Origin of the sequence: Rubrivivax gelatinosus (assembly GCF_004340905.1) — a bacterium.
Lineage (GTDB): Bacteria > Pseudomonadota > Gammaproteobacteria > Burkholderiales > Burkholderiaceae_C > Rubrivivax > Rubrivivax gelatinosus.
The window spans coordinates 1-15,904 of record NZ_SLXD01000021.1; the positions used below are offsets into that span (position 1 = coordinate 1).

A 15,904-nucleotide genomic window follows, 5' to 3' on the forward strand; every position below is an offset into this window, starting at 1 on the left:
CGATCGAGAAGCCGCGCATCGAGCGCCTGGCCCTGCGCGACCTGCCCGAGGCGAAGTACGCCGAGTACACGACGCTGGTCATTCCGCCGCGGGGCCGGCTGGAGCCGGTCTCGGCGGCTCAGACGCCGCAGCCGCAGCCCGAGGCCGACAGTCCCGCCGAGGCCGGCTGAGGGCGCGCGTCCGGCGACCGCGACCTCGGCCGTGCAGACGCAGACGCAGACGCAGACGCAGACGCAGACGCAGACGCCGGCGGCCTCAGGGGCACCACACGCCCTGTTCCTGCACCAGCACCTGTTCGCCTCGCGTCACGCGCAGCTCGCCGGACTCCAGCACCCGGTAGACGGTGTCGCGGTTGCGGAACTCCCAGCCGAGGAAACGGCAGGGGGTGACGCCGTCGGCGCAGCGCGTGTGCAGCGTGTGCCCTTCGAGCCGGATGGCCCGGCCGCTGCGGCGGCTGACGCCGCGGTAGCCGACCTCGGCGCACCCGACCTCGCCTTCAGGGCAGCGCGGCTCGATCGTCACGCGGTAGCCGGGCGTCAGCAGCGTCTGCGCGGGCACGCCGGCGGCAGTGCCCACGAGCACGGCGGCGGCGACGAGGTGGCAAGACGTTTTCATGGCCGGCCGCGCCACTGTAGCGCGGCCGGCCGGCGCGTCAGCGCTGCACCGGCTGCACCGCCGGCGGCACGGCCATCTGCTCGTCGACGGCGTCGAGCACCGCCTCGGGCTCCTGCGCCTGGGCCTGGGTCTCGCCGTCGAGCTGGCGGCGCATGCGCTCGCCGTCCAGGCCGCCGGTCCACTTGGCGACCACCAGCGTCGCGACGCCGTTGCCGATCAGGTTGGTCAGCGCGCGCGCCTCGGACATGAAGCGGTCGATGCCCAGGATCAGCGCCAGGCCCGCCACCGGCACGTGGCCCACGGCCGACAGCGTCGCCGCGAGCACGATGAAGCCGCTGCCGGTGACCCCGGCGGCGCCCTTGGAGGTCAGCAGCAGCACCAGCAGCAAGGTGAGCTGCTGGGTCAGCGTCATCGGCGTGTCGGTGGCCTGGGCGATGAAGACCGCGGCCATCGTCAGGTAGATCGAGGTGCCGTCGAGGTTGAACGAATAACCCGTCGGGATCACCAGGCCGACGACCGACTTGCGCGCCCCCAGGTTCTCCAGCTTGGCCATCATGCGCGGCAGCACCGACTCCGACGACGAGGTGCCCAGCACGATCAGCAGTTCTTCCTTGATGTAGCGGCAGAACTTCCAGACCGAGAAGCCGTGCGCCCGCGCGATCGCGCCGAGCACGACGAAGATGAACAGCAGGCAGGTGGCGTAGAAGGTGGCCATCAGCGCGCCCAGCGACACCAGCGTGCCGACGCCGTACTTGCCGATCGTGAACGCCATCGCGCCGAACGCACCGATCGGCGCCACCTTCATGATGAAGCCGACGATGCCGAACAGCACGTGGCTGGTCTTCTCGATGAACTCGAACACCATCGAGCCGCGGCCGCCGAAACGGTGCAACGCGAAACCGAACAGCACCGAGAAGAACAGCACCTGCAGGATCTCGCCCTTGGCGAACGCGTCGACGACGGTGGTCGGAATGACATGCAGCAGGAAGTCGACCGTGCCCTCCATCTTGCCGGGGCCGGTGTAGGCGGCGACCGCGGCGCCGTTGAGCGTCGCCGGGTCGACGTGCATGCCGACGCCGGGCTGCACGACGTTGATGATCACCAGGCCGATGACGAGCGCGATCGAGCTGACGATCTCGAAGTACAGCAGGGCCAGGCCGCCGGTCCTGCCGACCTGCTTCATGTCTTCCATGCCGGCGATGCCGACGACGACGGTGCAGAAGATGATCGGGGCGATGATCATCTTGATCAGCTTGATGAAGCCGTCGCCCAGCGGCTTCATCGCGGCGCCCGTCTCGGGCCAGAAGTGGCCTAATGCGACGCCAAAAGCAATTGCAATAAGTACTTGTACGTACAGGGAACGATAAAAAGGTCGATTAGCGCTGCTCGAATTCACTGACATCTCCCCGCATCGACAACTCGCGCGGAAATGCAATTGTGACATTAGGGCAATCCCGATTCGGGAAAACCCATGGCAGCGCGTGACGGCGCGCAGGAGTCGGGTGCGGCGGCGCTGCGCCCGGATGTCAGCGGCGGCCGCAGCCCAGGCGCCGCAGCAGGGACTCGGCCTCCAGGCGGCAGGCCTCGGCCAGCGGGCCGCGCAGCACGCCGTGTTCGTCGAAGTGGCGCGCCTCGAGCAGCGGGATGATCGCGGCGAGTTCGTCGGGGCCGGCGCCGACGAGCAGCACCTCGGGCAGGCCGGCCAGGGCCTGCTTGAGCCGGCGCGCGACCACGCGGTACTCCAGCGGATGCAGCAGGAGTGCCCCGGTGTCCATGTCGCCGAGGCGGCGGGCGAGGTCGAGGACGTAGAGGCGGCGGGCGGCGAGAGCGGTCATCGGGAGGTCGGCCGGGTGGCGAGAAACTGACGCAAGGATGGCCCGCCGCGGCCGGCTCCGATCGATGCAAGAACGGGCGACAAGGCCCGCAGTTCGCATTCAAGTCCTGCCACAGGCCTCTCGGGGCCGTCCCGACCGGCCCGCCGGGCCGCGAAGACGCCACGGCCCCAGGCCTGCGCTTGACGCCGAGCGCCAAGCCGCCCTAGAGTGATATCACTTTGACATCAGCCGGAGCGCCAGGATGAGCCTCGAGAACACCGTCCACGAACGCCCCGCGCGCTCGCACAACGGCTGGCCGTTCGTCGCACTGGGGCTGCTGATGGTCGCGGCCAGCATCGCGGCCCTCGTCACGATGCTGCGCCCGCAGCCGGCACTGGGCCTGGCGACGCACCTGCTGCTCACCGTGCTGCTGCTGCCCGGCGGCCTGCTGGTCTGGGGCGGGCTCTACGTGCTGCAGCCCAACCAGGCGGCGCTGCTGCTGTTCTTCGGCCGCTACTGCGGCACCGACCGCGAGGCCGGGCTGCGCTGGGCCAACCCGTTCACGAGCAAGCGCAAGATCTCGGTGCGGGCGCACAACTTCAACAGCGACAAGCTCAAGGTCAACGACCTGCGCGGCAACCCGATCGAGATCGCCGCCGCGGTGCTCTGGCGCGTCGAGGACACGGCGCGGGCGCTGTTCGAGGTCGAGGACTACGAGGCCTACGTGCTGACCCAGGCCGAGGCCGCGGTGCGCCACCTGGCCTCGCGCTACGCCTACGACAACCTCGAGGCCGAGGGCACGGCCGCCGCGCCCGAGGTGACGCTGCGCTCGTCGACCGACGAGGTCAGCGCCGGGCTGCGCGCCGAGCTGCAGGCGCGCTTCGCCCAGGCCGGGATCGTCGTCGTCGACGCCAAGCTGACCCACCTGGCCTACGCGCCCGAGATCGCCGGCACGATGCTGCGCCGCCAGCAGGCCGAGGCCGTCGTCGCGGCGCGCGCCAAGATCGTCCAGGGCGCCGTCGGCATGGTGGAGCTGGCGCTGCAGGGGCTGCAGCAGCGTGGCCTGGTCGAACTCGACGACGAGCGCAAGGCGGCGATGGTGAGCAACCTGCTCGTCGTGCTCTGTGCCGACCGCGACGCGACGCCGGTGGTCAACACCGGCACCCTTTACGCCTGAACGGCGCTCGGCCGTGGCCAGCCCCGGCAAGAAGGCCTTCGCGCTGCGCATCGACCCGCTGCTGTGGGCCGAGGTCGAGCGCCTGGCCGCCGCCGACCTGCGCAGCGTCAATGCCGAGGTCGAGGTCCTGCTGCGCGAGGCGCTGCGCCTGCGCCTCGGTGACGCGGCCGTGTCCCGCCTGACACGAGCCCGCCGGGCCGGCGGCAGCAGCGCCGACGCCCCCCCCTGAAGCGTCACCCCCCCACCGGAACGGGGCCGCGACGCCCCTCGTGGCGTGGCGCAGGCGCCGCGGCGGGTTACGCTTGCCGCTGTCGCCCGCCAACCCCGCCCGTCCATGATCGTCACGCGTGTCACCACGACCCCGATCGCCGGCATGAAGCCCGGCACCAGCGGCCTGCGCAAGAAGGTCGCCGAGTTCTCCCGCCCGCACTACGTCGAGAACTTCGTGCAGTCGGTGTTCGATGCCGTGCGCCCCGAGGCCGGCTTCGGCGGGCTGACGCTGGTCGTCGGCGGCGACGGCCGCTTCCACAACCGGGAAGCCATCCAGACCGTGATCCGCATGGCCGCGGCCAACGGCTTCGCGCGTGTCCTCGTCGGTGCCGGCGGGATCCTGTCGACGCCGGCAGCGTCCTGCGTGATCCGCGCCCACCAGGCCTTCGGCGGGCTGATCCTCTCGGCCAGCCACAACCCCGGCGGCCCCGACGGCGACTTCGGCATCAAGTTCAACGCCGCCAACGGCGGCCCGGCGCCCGAGCGCGTCACCGACGCGATCCACGCCCGCACGCTGGCCATCACCGAATACCTGACGGTCGACACGCCCGACCTCGACCTCGACACCCCGGGAACACGCGCGCTGGGCTCGCTGGCCGTCGAGGTGGTCGACCCGGTGGCCGACTACCTGGCGCTGATGCAGCGCCTGTTCGACTTCGACGCGCTGCGCGCGCTGTTCGCCCGCGGTTTCCGGCTGCGCTTTGACGCGATGCACGCCGTCACCGGGCCCTATGCGCACGCGATCTTCGAACGTGAGCTCGGGGCGCCGGCCGGCACGGTGCTCAACGGCACGCCTCTGCCCGACTTCGGCGGCCACCACCCCGACCCCAACCTCGTGCACGCCCGGGCGCTGTACGACGAGATGATGGGCCCCGACGCGCCCGATCTCGGTGCCGCCTCCGACGGCGACGGCGACCGCAACCTGATCATCGGCCGCGGCATCTTCGTGTCCCCGTCGGACTCGCTGGCGATGCTCGCGGCCAACGCGCGCTGCGCCCCGGCCTATGCCCAGGGCCTGGCCGGCGTCGCACGCTCGATGCCCACCAGCGCCGCCGTCGACCGCGTCGCCCAGGCGCTGGGCATCCCCTGCTACGAGACGCCCACCGGCTGGAAGTTCTTCGGCAACCTGCTCGACGCCGGCCGCATCACGCTGTGCGGCGAAGAAAGCGCCGGCACCGGCAGCGACCACGTGCGCGAGAAGGACGGCGTCTGGGCGGTGCTGCTGTGGCTGAGCATCCTGGCCACGCGCGGCCAGAGCGTGCGCGAGATCGCCGAGTCGCACTGGGCCACCTACGGCCGCCACTACTACACACGCCACGATTACGAGGACGTCGAGACCGAGGCGGCGCAAGGCCTGATGGAACACCTGCTCAGCCGCCTGCCGCACATGCCGGGCGAATCCATTGCCGGCCGGCGCATCGTGCTGGCCGACGACTTCGCGTACACCGACCCCGTCGACGGCAGCGTCTCGAAGCACCAGGGCCTGCGCATCGGTTTCCACGACGGCTCGCGCATCGTCTACCGGCTGTCGGGCACCGGCACCAGCGGCGCGACGCTGCGTGTCTACATCGAACGGTTCGAACCCGACCCGGCACGCCACGGGCTCGACCCGCAAACGGCGCTGGCGCCGCTGATCACCCTGGCCCGCGACATCGCGGGCATCCCGGCGTGGACCGGCCGCGAAGCGCCGGACGTCATCACCTGAGACCCGTCTCCATGCGTTTTCCCCGTCGCAGCGGCGTGCTGCTGCATCCCACTTCCCTGCCCGGCCCGCACGGCTCGGGCGACTTCGGCGCCGGCGCCTACCACTTCATCGACTGGCTGGCCGTCGGCGGCCAGAAGCTCTGGCAGATCCTGCCGCTGGGCGGCATCGGCCCGGGCAACTCGCCGTACATGAGCAGCTCGGCCTTTGCGGGCAACGTGCTGCTCGTCGACCTCGACGACCTCGCGCAGCACGGCTGGCTGGAGCCCGACGAACTCGCGCCGCCGCCCGGTGCCGAGGACCGCCAGGTGAACTTCGACGCCGTCGTGCCCTTCCGCATGGACCGGCTGGCGCGCGCCGCGGGCCGTTTCGCCGCCTCGGCGAGCGCCGCCGAGCGCGCCGACCTGGCCGCGTTCAAGGCCGCCAACGCCGACTGGCTCGAGGACTACGCGCTGTTCATGGCGCTGGCCGAAGCCCATCCGGGCCGCTGGAGCGACTGGCCGGCGCCGCTGGCGAAGCGCGAGAAAAAGGCCCTGGCCACGGCGCGCAGGCAGCACGCCGAACGCGTGGACTTCTGGACCTTTTGCCAGTGGCGCTTCTTCCGCCAGTGGGAGCGACTGCGCGCCTACGCCCACACGCGCGGCGTGCAGATCGTCGGCGACGCGCCGATCTTCATCGCCCACCACAGCGCCGAGGTCTGGGCACGGCCGGAGCTGTTCATCCTCGATGCACGCGGCGAACCCAGCGTCATCGCCGGCGTGCCGCCCGACGGTTTTTCGGCCACCGGCCAGCGCTGGGGCAACCCGCTGTACCGCTGGGAGGCGCACGCCGCCGAAGGTTTCGCCTGGTGGATCCAGCGCATCAGACGCAGCTTCGAGCTCGTCGACCTGCTGCGCATCGACCACTTCCGCGGCTTCGCGGCGTACTGGGAGATCCCGGCGAGCGAGCCGACGGCGGTCAACGGCCGCTGGGTGCCGGCGCCGGGCGAGGCGCTGTTCGAGGCCATCGCCGCGGCGCTGGGCGAACTGCCGGTCATCGCCGAGGACCTGGGCGTCATCACGCCCGATGTCGACGCGCTGCGCAAACGTTTCGCCTTCCCAGGCATGCGCATCCTGCAGTTCGCCTGGGGCGAGGACATCAACGCCGAGCACCGTTTCCTGCCGCACCGCTACGAGCCCGACACCGTCGTCTACAGCGGCACGCACGACAACGACACCACCCTCGGCTGGTACGCCAGCGCCAGCGAGGCCTCGCGCAACCACCTGCGCGAGTACCTCGCGACCGACGGCCACACGCCGCACTGGGACCTGATCCGCTGCGCCTGCGCCAGCGTCGCCGACACCGCGATCTACCCGATGCAGGACGTGATGGGACTGGACGGCCGCCACCGGATGAACTTCCCCGGCACCGGCAGCGGCAACTGGGCCTGGCGTTTCAGCTGGAACGAGGTGCCGCCGGAGGCTGCGACACGGCTGCACCGCATGGCGCAGCTCTACGACAGGCTCTGAGGGCGCGCCCGGTGTTCCCGCCGCTCGGCCGCCTGGGTCACCACCGGCTGGCCGACGGCCGATCGGCCTTCCGCGTCTTCGCGCCGGAAAAGCTGGCGCTGCGCATCGTCTTCGACGACGGCCGCACGCCGCTGGTGCTGTCCGGCGACGCGCTGGGCTACTGGAGCGCGGCCACCGAGGCGCTGCCGGCGGGCACCCGCTACCGCGTCGAGGTCGACGGCGCCGCCTGGCCCGACCCGGCCTCGCGCCGCCAGCCCGAGGGCGTGCACGGGCCGTCCGAGGTCGTCGACATCGCACCGGCGGCCAGCCCCGGCTGGCGCGGCGTCGAGATCGACGACGCGGTGATCTACGAGCTGCACGTCGGCACGTTCACGCCCGAGGGCTCGCTGGCCGCCGCGACGCAGCGCCTGGGCCATCTCGCCGCGCTGGGCGTCAACGCCGTCGAGCTGATGCCGCTAGCGGCCTTCCCCGGCGAACGCAACTGGGGCTACGACGGCGTGCAGCCGTTCGCGCTGCACGCGGCCTACGGCGCCTGGGCCGAGTTGAAGCGCTTCATCGAGCAGGCGCACACGCTGGGCATCGCGGTGCTGCTGGACGTCGTCTACAACCACTTCGGCCCCGAAGGCAACTACACGGGTCAGTTCGCGCCTTACACGCGCGCCGCCGCCACGCCCTGGGGCGCGGCGATCAACTTCGACGGCGAGTACGCCTACGGCGTGCGCGAGTACTTCGCCGAGAACCTGCGTTTCTGGGTCGAGGACGTCGGCTTCGACGGCGTGCGGCTGGACGCGGCCTCGGAGATCCACGACAACAGCCCGGTGCCCATCGTGCGCGAGCTGAGCGAGCTGGCGCGCGAGATCGGCCGGCGCCAGCACCGCACCGTGCTGACCATCGCCGAACACCTGCGCAACAACGCGCGAGTCACCGCCGCCGACGGCCTGGGCTGCGACACGCAGTGGAACGACGACCTGAACCACGCGCTGGTGGCCTGGCTCAGCGGCGAGCGCTGGCGCCACTACGCGAACTTCGGCCGCTTCGAGGACGTGGTCAGGGCGCTGGCAAGCGGCTGGGTGCTCGACGGCACGCGGCTGGACCGCTTTCGCCGCCACTTCACCGGCAGCGACCCGGCGACGACGCTGCCGCACGAACACGTCGTGCACGTGCAGAACCACGACCAGGTCGGCAACCGCCCCGGCGGCGAGCGCCTGGCGGCGCTGCTCGGCCCCGAGCGCGCGCTGCTGGCCGCGGTGGCGATGTTCGCCAGCCCCTTCGTCCCGATGCTGTTCATGGGCGAGGAATGGGGCGAGACCACGCCCTTCCTGTTCTTCGAGGACTTCGGCGAACGCCGGGTCGTGCGCGGCGTGCGCGCCGGGCGCCGGGCCGAGAACGGCTTCGTGCCGGGTTTCGACCCGCCGGACCCGCATGCCCGCTCGACCTTCCTCGCTTCCAAGCTGCGCTGGGACCGCGCCGCGACAGCCCAGGGCCGTTTCATGCTGGAGCGTTACCGCAGGCTGATCGACCTGAAGCGTGCCGGCGATCTGGGCCCGCGTGAACGCGGCGTGGTGCAGGTCGACGGCGACGCGGCGGCGAAGCTCGTGCGCCTGGCCGCGCCGCGCACGCTGACCTGGCTGAACCTGGGGCCCGACGAGCAGGACGTGGCGGCGCCCGGGGGCTGGGACGAGGTGCTGTGCACCGTGCCGTCACGCCCGCCGGGCCGCCTGCCCGGCTTCTCGGCCGTCGTCTGGCGCGCGCCCGGCTGACGCCGGCGGAGGTCGAGCAGCGCCTCGAAACGGCGCGCGGGCCGGCGGGGAACGCCGCTTGCCGACGGCGCCGCCGTCCATGCCCGCCACGCCACGACGCCCTGCGCCCGCCCGCCGCATCGAACTCGCGCTGCGCCGCAGCTTCGGCCTGGACCGCCTGCGCGAGGGCCAGCACGAGCTGATCGCACGCGTGCACGCCGGCCGCGGCCGCTCAGCTGACGACCAGCGTCAGCGGCACGAACTGCGCCGCGCCCTTGCTGTCGGTGACGACGGCCCTGAACACGTAGGTGCCGCGCACCGGCCGGCTCCAGCGCATCAGCCCGCCCGAGTCGATGCCCAGCCCGCGCGGCAGCGTGCCGGAGAGCTTGTAGACCAGCTTGTCGCCGTCGGGATCGCTGGCCTGCACCCGGCCCGACCAGGCGACGCCGGCGCGCGCGGTGTAGCGCGCCACGGCCACCGACGGCGCCATGTTGTCGGTGGTCACCAGCAGCGTCAGCGTCACGTTGGCGGCGGCGTCGACGGTGTCGGCCACACGCAGCGCCAGGTTGTAGCTGCCGCGCAGCGGCTGGGCCCAGCTCATCAGGCCGTTGGCGTCGACCGTCAGGCCCGCGGGCGCGCCGGCACCCAGCGTGTAGCTCAGCGTGTCGCCGTCGGCGTCGGCCGCCAGCACCTGGCCGGTCCAGGCCGCGCCGGCGACCGCGGCGTAGCTGCGCACGGTGACGGTCGGCGCGTGGTTCGGGTCGGTCACGGCCAGCGTCATCTTCACCGTCGTGGCGCCGCCCCAGCCATCGCTGACACGCACCGGGATCGTGAAGCGGCCGCCGCGCGGCGAAGCCCAGGACATCGCGCCGGTGCTGCCGAGCGTGAAGCCCGACGGCACCGCGCCGGCCAGCGCGTAGCTCAGGGTGTCGCGGTCGGCGTCGCTGGCCTGCAGCTGCGCGCTCCAGGCCACGCGTGCCGTGGCCGCGTAGCTGCGCGCGGCCAGCGTCGGCGCACGGTTGGCCGCACCGACCGTCAGCACATAGCTGCCGGCGCCGCTGCCGCCGAGGTTGGAGGCCGTCACCGTGATGGTGTAGCGCCCGGCCACCGGCGAGGGCCAGGACAGCAGGCCGGCGCTGGAGATCGTCATGCCGCGCGGCTGGCCCGCGAGCGCGTAGCGCATCGCCAGGCCGCTGGGACCGGTGACGCCGGTGGCACCCTTGAAGGCGGTGCGTGCGCGAGCCGTGAAGCTGCCCCCGGGCACGGTGGGGGCCTGCGGTGCAGCGCCGATCGTCAGCACGAGATCGCTGACGGTCTGCTGGCCATAGGGGTCGCGGGCGCCGATCTTCAGCGTGTGTTCGCCCTCGACCGGCGTGGCCCAGGCGAGCGCTCCGCCGGCCGTCAGGGTCAGACCGTCGGGGCCCGACAGCAGCGCGTAGGCCAGCGTGTCGCCATCACCGTCGCGCGCGGCGAGGGCGGCCTGGTAGGCGACGCCGGCGTAGCCCGCGGCCAGCGGCCCCGTCAGCGCCTCGGGCGCGCTGTTGACGCGCAGCGTGACGGTGTTGCGCGCCACCAGGCCGGCCGCGTCGGTCAGGCTGGCCGAGAACGTCAGCAACCCGGGCGTCGCCGGTGCGGTGAAGCCCAGCGTGTCGGCATCGGTGCCGGTCAGTTGCGAGACGCTGCTGCCGCTGGTCTGCTTCCAGGCGAAGCGGTAGCTGCCTTCGGTCGAGGCCGAGGCGCGCAGCGACACCGCGCCGCCGCGCGGCACGAGGTCGGCCGGCGTGGAGCCCGAGCTGGCACTCGTCACGCCCGAAACCGGGGCGATCGTCACCAGCGGCGCCGCCAGCGTCCACAGCGCGCCGGCAGCGTCGAGCAGGCCTGCGCCGCAGCGCCCGGCGGTACGGCAGAAGCTGCCCGACGGGAACGGCCGCACGCCCGACAGCAGCGCCGAGCGCACCTGCGCCGGCGTCAGCGACGGCGAGTAGGCCAGCAGCAACGCAGCGGCCGCCGCGACGTGCGGCGTCGCCGCCGAGGTGCCGCTGAAATAACGCGCCGGGGCATAGCCGGCGAAGCTGTTGCTGCCGTTGACCCCCGAGGCCATCGTCGCGGTCGTGTCGCAGCCGGCCGTGGCCTGGCGGCAGGAGCCGCCGCCCGGCGCGGTGATCGCCACCTGCGACGAGTAGTTGGAGTAGCTCGCCAGGTCGCCGGTGGCGGTGCCGGCGCCGACGGCGATGACGCCGCTGCAGTTGGCCGGCGCGCTGATCGTCGAGGCGCCTTCGTTGCCGGCCGCGGCGACGACGACGATGCCGGCCGCGTTGGCGAGCGTGATCGCCTCCTGCATGTAGCCGGGGCAGCTGGTGCTGCCGCCCAGGCTCAGGTTGATGACCTGGGGCCGCACCGACGGCGCCGGGATGCCGCCGAAGCTGCGCCCGGCCAGCCAGGCGATGGCGTCGGCGGTGTCCGAGAGCCAGCCGCCGCACTTGCCCAGCACCCTCACCTGCTGGATGCGGGCGCCCGGCGCGGCACCGGCGATGCCGTAGCCGTTGTCGGCGATGGCCGCGATCTGCGACGCCACGGCGGTGCCGTGCCAGCTGCTGACGCTGCCGCGGCTGGCGCAGGCGTCACCCGGGTCGGTGGGATCGGCGTCGCGGCCGCCGCCGTCGGCGGCGATGGTGGTGTCGGAGACGAAATCGTGGCCGGCGAACTGGCGCGACTCGAGGTCCGGGTGCGCGGTCATGCCGGTGTCCAGGACGGCGACGACGGTGTCGGCGCCGGTGGAGTACGGCCACGCGGCCGCGAAGTTGCCCGCACCGGCCTTGGCCGAGGGCGTGCCCAGCGCCCATTGCATCGCGAAGTAAGGGTCGTTCGTGCTCGCGGCCACGCGCACGTCGGGTTCGGCCGACAGCACCGCCGGGTCCTGCGCCATCTTCAGCGCCAGCGCGCGCAGCCCCTGGGCGTCGACGGCGACGCGCGTCTCGTAGACGGCGGCGCGCGTGCCCGCCGTGCGCAGCGTCTTCAGCCGCACGCCGGCACGCCGGGCCATCAGGGTGGCGCGCTGCGACATCGTCGCGGCCACGGCCTGGGCCGACAGCCCGCCCGTCGTGCCGTTCTTGTAGCGCACGACGATGCGCCCGACGTCCTGGGTCTGAGCCCAGGCGCCGCCGGACGTCGCGGCCAGCGTCAGCACCGCGGCGCGAAGGAAATGGGTGGCATGCATCGGCCGCGACTCTTCTCGTTCGGGACACAAACCACGGCCGGACGCCCGGGCGACGGCCCGTGGCGGCGGCCCCGCTGGCCTAGGCGTCGCCGCCCGTAGCCCGGAAGCTTTGCGTCCCCGGCTTTCGCCGGGTTTGCCCATCGGCCGCCTTGCGGCGGCCGGCTCGCGGCCGAACAAACGCCCGGCCGACGCCCCGAGTGTCCCCGGGCGACGTCGCAACGGGAAGCGGTTGGTAACAGTCGCGACAAAAGAGCGCGAAATACGGCGCACTTCCGGCGATCGCGGCGGGCGCCGCGTGCCGCTTCAGGCGTCGGCCTGCTGTTGGACCCAGGCGACGAAGGCGTCGAGCCAGCCCTGCACGAGGCGCCGCGTCGCGTCGTCGGCGATGCCGCCGTCGGCGGCGAAAAAGCCGTCCCGGGCCTGAAGGTAGACCTCGGGCTGGGCCAGCGTGGGCATCGCCAGGCTGGCCAGCACCGAGCGCAGGTGCTGCTGCGCCAGCGCGGTGCCGAGGGCGCCCGGCGAGATGCCGAGCACGCCGGCGGGCTTGCCGCTCCAGACGCCCCGGCCATAGGGCCGGGAGCCGTGGTCGAGCGCGTTCTTCAGCACGCCCGGGATCGAACGGTTGTACTCGGGGGTGACGAAGATGACCCCGCGGCAGCCGGCGATGCGCTCCTTGAAGCGCCGCACCGGCTCGGCCGGCGAGCCGTCGTCGTCCTGGTCGTAGAGCGGCAGCTCGCGGATCTCGACGATCTCCAGCGCCCAGCCGTCGGGCGCCATCGACGCGAGTGCCTGCGCCAGGCGGCGGTTGAACGAGTCGCGTCGCAGGCTGCCGACGACGACGCCGATGCGTTGGGCTGCGGGCACGGGCAGGCTCCTTCAGGCGTTGGCGGCGTCGGGCACCCGCTGGCGGCGGATGCCCAGCGGCAGCGCCGGAGCGCGGCCGTCCTTGTCGGCACCGGCGTAAACCGTCAGGTGCGGGTACGGGATCTCGATGCCGCGCTCATCGAAGGCGCGCTTGAGACGACGCAGGAACTCGCGCCGCACGTCCCACTGTGCCAGCGGCGCGACCTTGAAACGCGCCCGCACCGTGACCGCGCTCTCGTCCCAGCGCTCGACGCCGGCGATCTCGATCTCCTGCAGGATGCGCGGCGCGAAACGCTCGTCGGCGCGCAGATCCTCGGCGACCTCGCGCACGACGGCGTAGACCTCGTCGAGGTTCTCGCGGTAGGCGATGCGCAGGTCGACGACCGAGAACGCGAACTGCCGCCCGCGGTTGGTCACCGTCGTGATCAGGCTGTTGGGCACGTAGTGCACGTTGCCGTCGTAGTCGCGCAGGCGCACGTGGCGCAGCGTGATGTCTTCGACCAGGCCGCCGATGCCGGCAACCTCGACGACGTCGCCGGTGCGGATCTGGTCCTCGAAGAGGATGAAGAAGCCGGTGAAGTAGTCCTTGACCAGCGACTGCGCCCCGAAACCGACCGCGATGCCGACGACGCCGGCCGCGCCGAGCACCGGCGCCAGCGAGATGCCGACCTCGGCCAGCACCGTCATCACCGCCAGCGCGCCGACGACGATGCCGATCAGGTAGCGCGCGACGCGGTTGATGGTCTCGGCACGGCGCACCGCGTCGCCTTCGAGGCGCTGGCTGAAGCGCACGTTCATCGCGCGCACCAGGCGCTGCAGCACCTTGGCCAGCACCCAGGCGGCGATCACGATCAGCACGATGCGCAGACCCGAACGCAGCGGCTCGCTCCAGCGTCCGAAGTCCGGGTCGGTCAGCGCCGTGGTCCACGATAGATCCAAAGTCTCATCCTCCAGGCAGCGCCCGCCGGTGAGCGGGCATGCGGGGCACTCTACGGGCAAGCCCAAAACCCCCACCACACGGGCGGGCGGCTGGCAACGGCAAGTCCCGCGCCTGCAGGCGACGCACTTGCCAGCCGGCCCCGGTCGATGAAAGCATTGCGTGATGCCCTCGTTGTCCCGCCCGGCGCCCCCCGCCTGCCAACCCGCACGCCCCCGGAGCCGCGCCTGATGCGCCGGCTGTGCGCCGGCTGGCTGGCCTGCCTCTCGCTCTGCGGCTGCGCCGCCGTGAACCGGGAGCCGCCAGCGGCCGCCACCGACGGCGCCGCGCCCCCCGAGACGGCCGCCTCGGCCCCGGTGCTGACGCTGCGCGTCGAGGCCCCGGACACGGTGCGCGAGCTGCTCGAACGCCAGCTCGACCTGGCCCGCCTGCCGGCGCTGGCCAACGGCCGCACGCTGCCGCCCCGCGAGCTCGACCGCCTCGTCGCCGCGGCGCCCGACCAGGTGCGTTCGCTGGTCGAGACCGAAGGCTTCTTCACGCCCGAGATCGTGGTGCAGCAGTTCGCCGGCGAGCCGCCGGTCGTCGAGCTGCGTGTCGACCCCGGCCGGCGCGCCCGGGTGCGGGCGCTGAAGATCGAGATCCAGGGGCCGCTGGCCGAGGCCCGGCAGCGCGGCGACGCCGACGCGGTCGACGGCGACGCGGCGCTGCGCGAAGGCTGGTCGCTCGAGCCCGGCGAGCCCTTCCGCAACGCCGAGTGGGCCGCGGCCAAGGCCGCGGCGATCGCCCGCCTGCGCGCGCTGGGTTACGCCCGCGCCGACTGGACCTCGACGCTGGCGCGCGTGGACGCCACCGCGCACCGCGTGGACCTGGAGCTGGTGGCCGACAGCGGGCCGCTGTTTCGCACCGGCACGCTGCGCATCCGCGGGCTGAAGATGCACGACGAGGCCACGGTGCGCAACATCGCCGACTTCGACCCCGGCACGCCGGCCACCGAGAAGCTGCTGCTCGACGTGCAGGAGAGGCTGCAGCGCTCGGGCCTGTTCACCACCGCCTCGGTGCAGCTCGACGCGCGCGCCGCCGATCCCGAACGCGCGACGATCACCATCCGCCTGGCCGAGCGCGAGCGCCAGGAGGCGACCTTCGGTCTGGGCATCAGCGCCGAGGTCGGCCCGCGCGGCACCGTGGAGCACGTGCACCGGCGTGTCTTCGGCCAGGCGCTGACGGCGCGCAACGCCTTCGAGCTCGGCCGCGTGCGGCGCTCGTGGACCGGCGAACTCAGCACCCACACGCTGCCGGGGCTGTACCGCAACTTGGTCGGCGGAGCGGCGGAGCGCATCGAGTCCTCCACCGACGTGGTCTCGTCGCTGCGGCTGCGGCTGGGCCGTGCCCAGGAGACGCCGCGCATCGACCGCCTGGTCTACGTCGAGGCCGAACGCTCGCTGCGTGAACTCGACGACGGCACGAGCACCGACTCCGACGCGCTCAGCCTGCACTACCAGGGCATCTGGCGGCGCGTCGACAACATGCTGCTGCCCACCGAGGGCTGGGTGTTCTCGGGCCAGGTCGGCGGCGGCCGCGCGCGCTCCGACCCGGGCGGCACCGGGCCCTTCGTGCGCGCCTACGGCCGCCTGGCCGCCTACCGCCCGTTCGGACGCTGGTACGGCTCGCTGCGGGTCGAAGCCGGCGAGGTCTTCGCACGCGACGACGTCACGCCGCCGGACTCGCTGCTCTTTCGCGCCGGCGGCGACAGCTCGGTGCGCGGCTACGAGTACCGATCGCTGGCGCCGACCGAGGACGACATCGTCTACGGCGGCAAGGTGCTCGCCACGGCCAGCGTCGAGATCGCGCGCCCGATCCTGGCGCGCATGCCGCAGCTCTGGGGCGCGGTCTTCGTCGATGCGGGCCGTGCCGCCGAGCGCTGGCAGGACTACGAGCCGGCGCTGGGCTACGGCGTCGGCCTGCGCTACCGCAGCCCGATCGGGCCGCTCAGCATCGACGTCGCGCGCGGCCAGGAGACCGGCAACGTGCGCCTGCACCTGAGCGTCGGCGTGACCTTCTGAT

At 72.8% G+C, this 15,904-nt stretch carries 12 protein-coding genes and 1 riboswitch; of the genes, 6 read left to right on the top strand and 6 right to left on the bottom strand.

Annotation, left to right across the window (positions count from 1 at the left end; genetic code table 11):
• Positions 1 to 255: 255 nt before the first annotated feature.
• From EV684_RS22640 to EV684_RS22650, 3 genes are all read right to left on the bottom strand, one after another.
• Complete coding sequence (locus tag EV684_RS22640; protein WP_132649615.1) at positions 256 to 615, bottom strand: hypothetical protein; 360 nt, start codon at positions 613 to 615, stop codon at positions 256 to 258.
• Between the two features lie 37 nt (positions 616 to 652).
• The gene (locus tag EV684_RS22645) at positions 653 to 2,017 is read right to left on the bottom strand and encodes a dicarboxylate/amino acid:cation symporter (protein ID WP_132649616.1); all 1,365 of its coding nucleotides are present in this window, start codon (positions 2,015 to 2,017) and stop codon (positions 653 to 655) included.
• 124 nt (positions 2,018 to 2,141) lie between these two features.
• The gene (locus tag EV684_RS22650) at positions 2,142 to 2,450 is read right to left on the bottom strand and encodes a hypothetical protein (protein ID WP_132649617.1); all 309 of its coding nucleotides are present in this window, start codon (positions 2,448 to 2,450) and stop codon (positions 2,142 to 2,144) included.
• A 241-nt stretch (positions 2,451 to 2,691) separates the two neighbouring features.
• Here EV684_RS22650 and EV684_RS22655 point away from each other — a divergent pair, with 241 nt between their 5' ends.
• The 5 genes from EV684_RS22655 to treZ all read left to right on the top strand — a co-directional run bounded on the left by EV684_RS22655 (position 2,692) and on the right by treZ (position 8,846).
• A complete protein-coding gene (locus EV684_RS22655; RefSeq protein WP_132649618.1) occupies positions 2,692 to 3,606 on the top strand; it encodes an SPFH domain-containing protein in 915 nt (304 codons plus the stop codon).
• Between the two features lie 13 nt (positions 3,607 to 3,619).
• Positions 3,620 to 3,835, top strand: a complete 216-nt coding sequence (locus tag EV684_RS22660; RefSeq protein ID WP_132649619.1) for a hypothetical protein — start codon at positions 3,620 to 3,622, stop codon at positions 3,833 to 3,835.
• A 105-nt stretch (positions 3,836 to 3,940) separates the two neighbouring features.
• Positions 3,941 to 5,581 (top strand): alpha-D-glucose phosphate-specific phosphoglucomutase, encoded by a 1,641-nt coding sequence (locus EV684_RS22665; protein ID WP_132649620.1) that lies wholly within the window; start codon positions 3,941 to 3,943, stop codon positions 5,579 to 5,581.
• A gap of 11 nt (positions 5,582 to 5,592) precedes the next feature.
• Positions 5,593 to 7,086, top strand: a complete 1,494-nt coding sequence (gene malQ / locus EV684_RS22670) for a 4-alpha-glucanotransferase (protein ID WP_132649621.1) — start codon at positions 5,593 to 5,595, stop codon at positions 7,084 to 7,086.
• A gap of 11 nt (positions 7,087 to 7,097) precedes the next feature.
• Positions 7,098 to 8,846, top strand: a complete 1,749-nt coding sequence (gene treZ, locus EV684_RS22675) for a malto-oligosyltrehalose trehalohydrolase (RefSeq protein WP_132649622.1) — start codon at positions 7,098 to 7,100, stop codon at positions 8,844 to 8,846.
• 211 nt (positions 8,847 to 9,057) lie between these two features.
• On the opposite strand, the gene EV684_RS22680 is transcribed toward treZ, so the two are convergent.
• From EV684_RS22680 to EV684_RS22690, 3 genes are all read right to left on the bottom strand, one after another.
• Positions 9,058 to 12,042 (bottom strand): S8 family serine peptidase, encoded by a 2,985-nt coding sequence (locus EV684_RS22680; protein WP_207184670.1) that lies wholly within the window; start codon positions 12,040 to 12,042, stop codon positions 9,058 to 9,060.
• 61 nt (positions 12,043 to 12,103) lie between these two features.
• Positions 12,104 to 12,190: riboswitch (cyclic di-GMP riboswitch) on the bottom strand.
• A 155-nt stretch (positions 12,191 to 12,345) separates the two neighbouring features.
• The gene (locus EV684_RS22685; protein ID WP_132649623.1) at positions 12,346 to 12,906 is read right to left on the bottom strand and encodes an NADPH-dependent FMN reductase; all 561 of its coding nucleotides are present in this window, start codon (positions 12,904 to 12,906) and stop codon (positions 12,346 to 12,348) included.
• A 12-nt stretch (positions 12,907 to 12,918) separates the two neighbouring features.
• Positions 12,919 to 13,845: a mechanosensitive ion channel family protein gene (locus EV684_RS22690; protein WP_132649624.1), complete on the bottom strand. Its 927-nt coding sequence runs from the start codon at positions 13,843 to 13,845 to the stop codon at positions 12,919 to 12,921.
• A gap of 228 nt (positions 13,846 to 14,073) precedes the next feature.
• Here EV684_RS22690 and EV684_RS22695 point away from each other — a divergent pair, with 228 nt between their 5' ends.
• Positions 14,074 to 15,903 (top strand): autotransporter assembly complex protein TamA, encoded by a 1,830-nt coding sequence (locus tag EV684_RS22695; protein ID WP_165908571.1) that lies wholly within the window; start codon positions 14,074 to 14,076, stop codon positions 15,901 to 15,903.
• The last annotated feature ends 1 nt before the right edge of the window (position 15,904 follow it).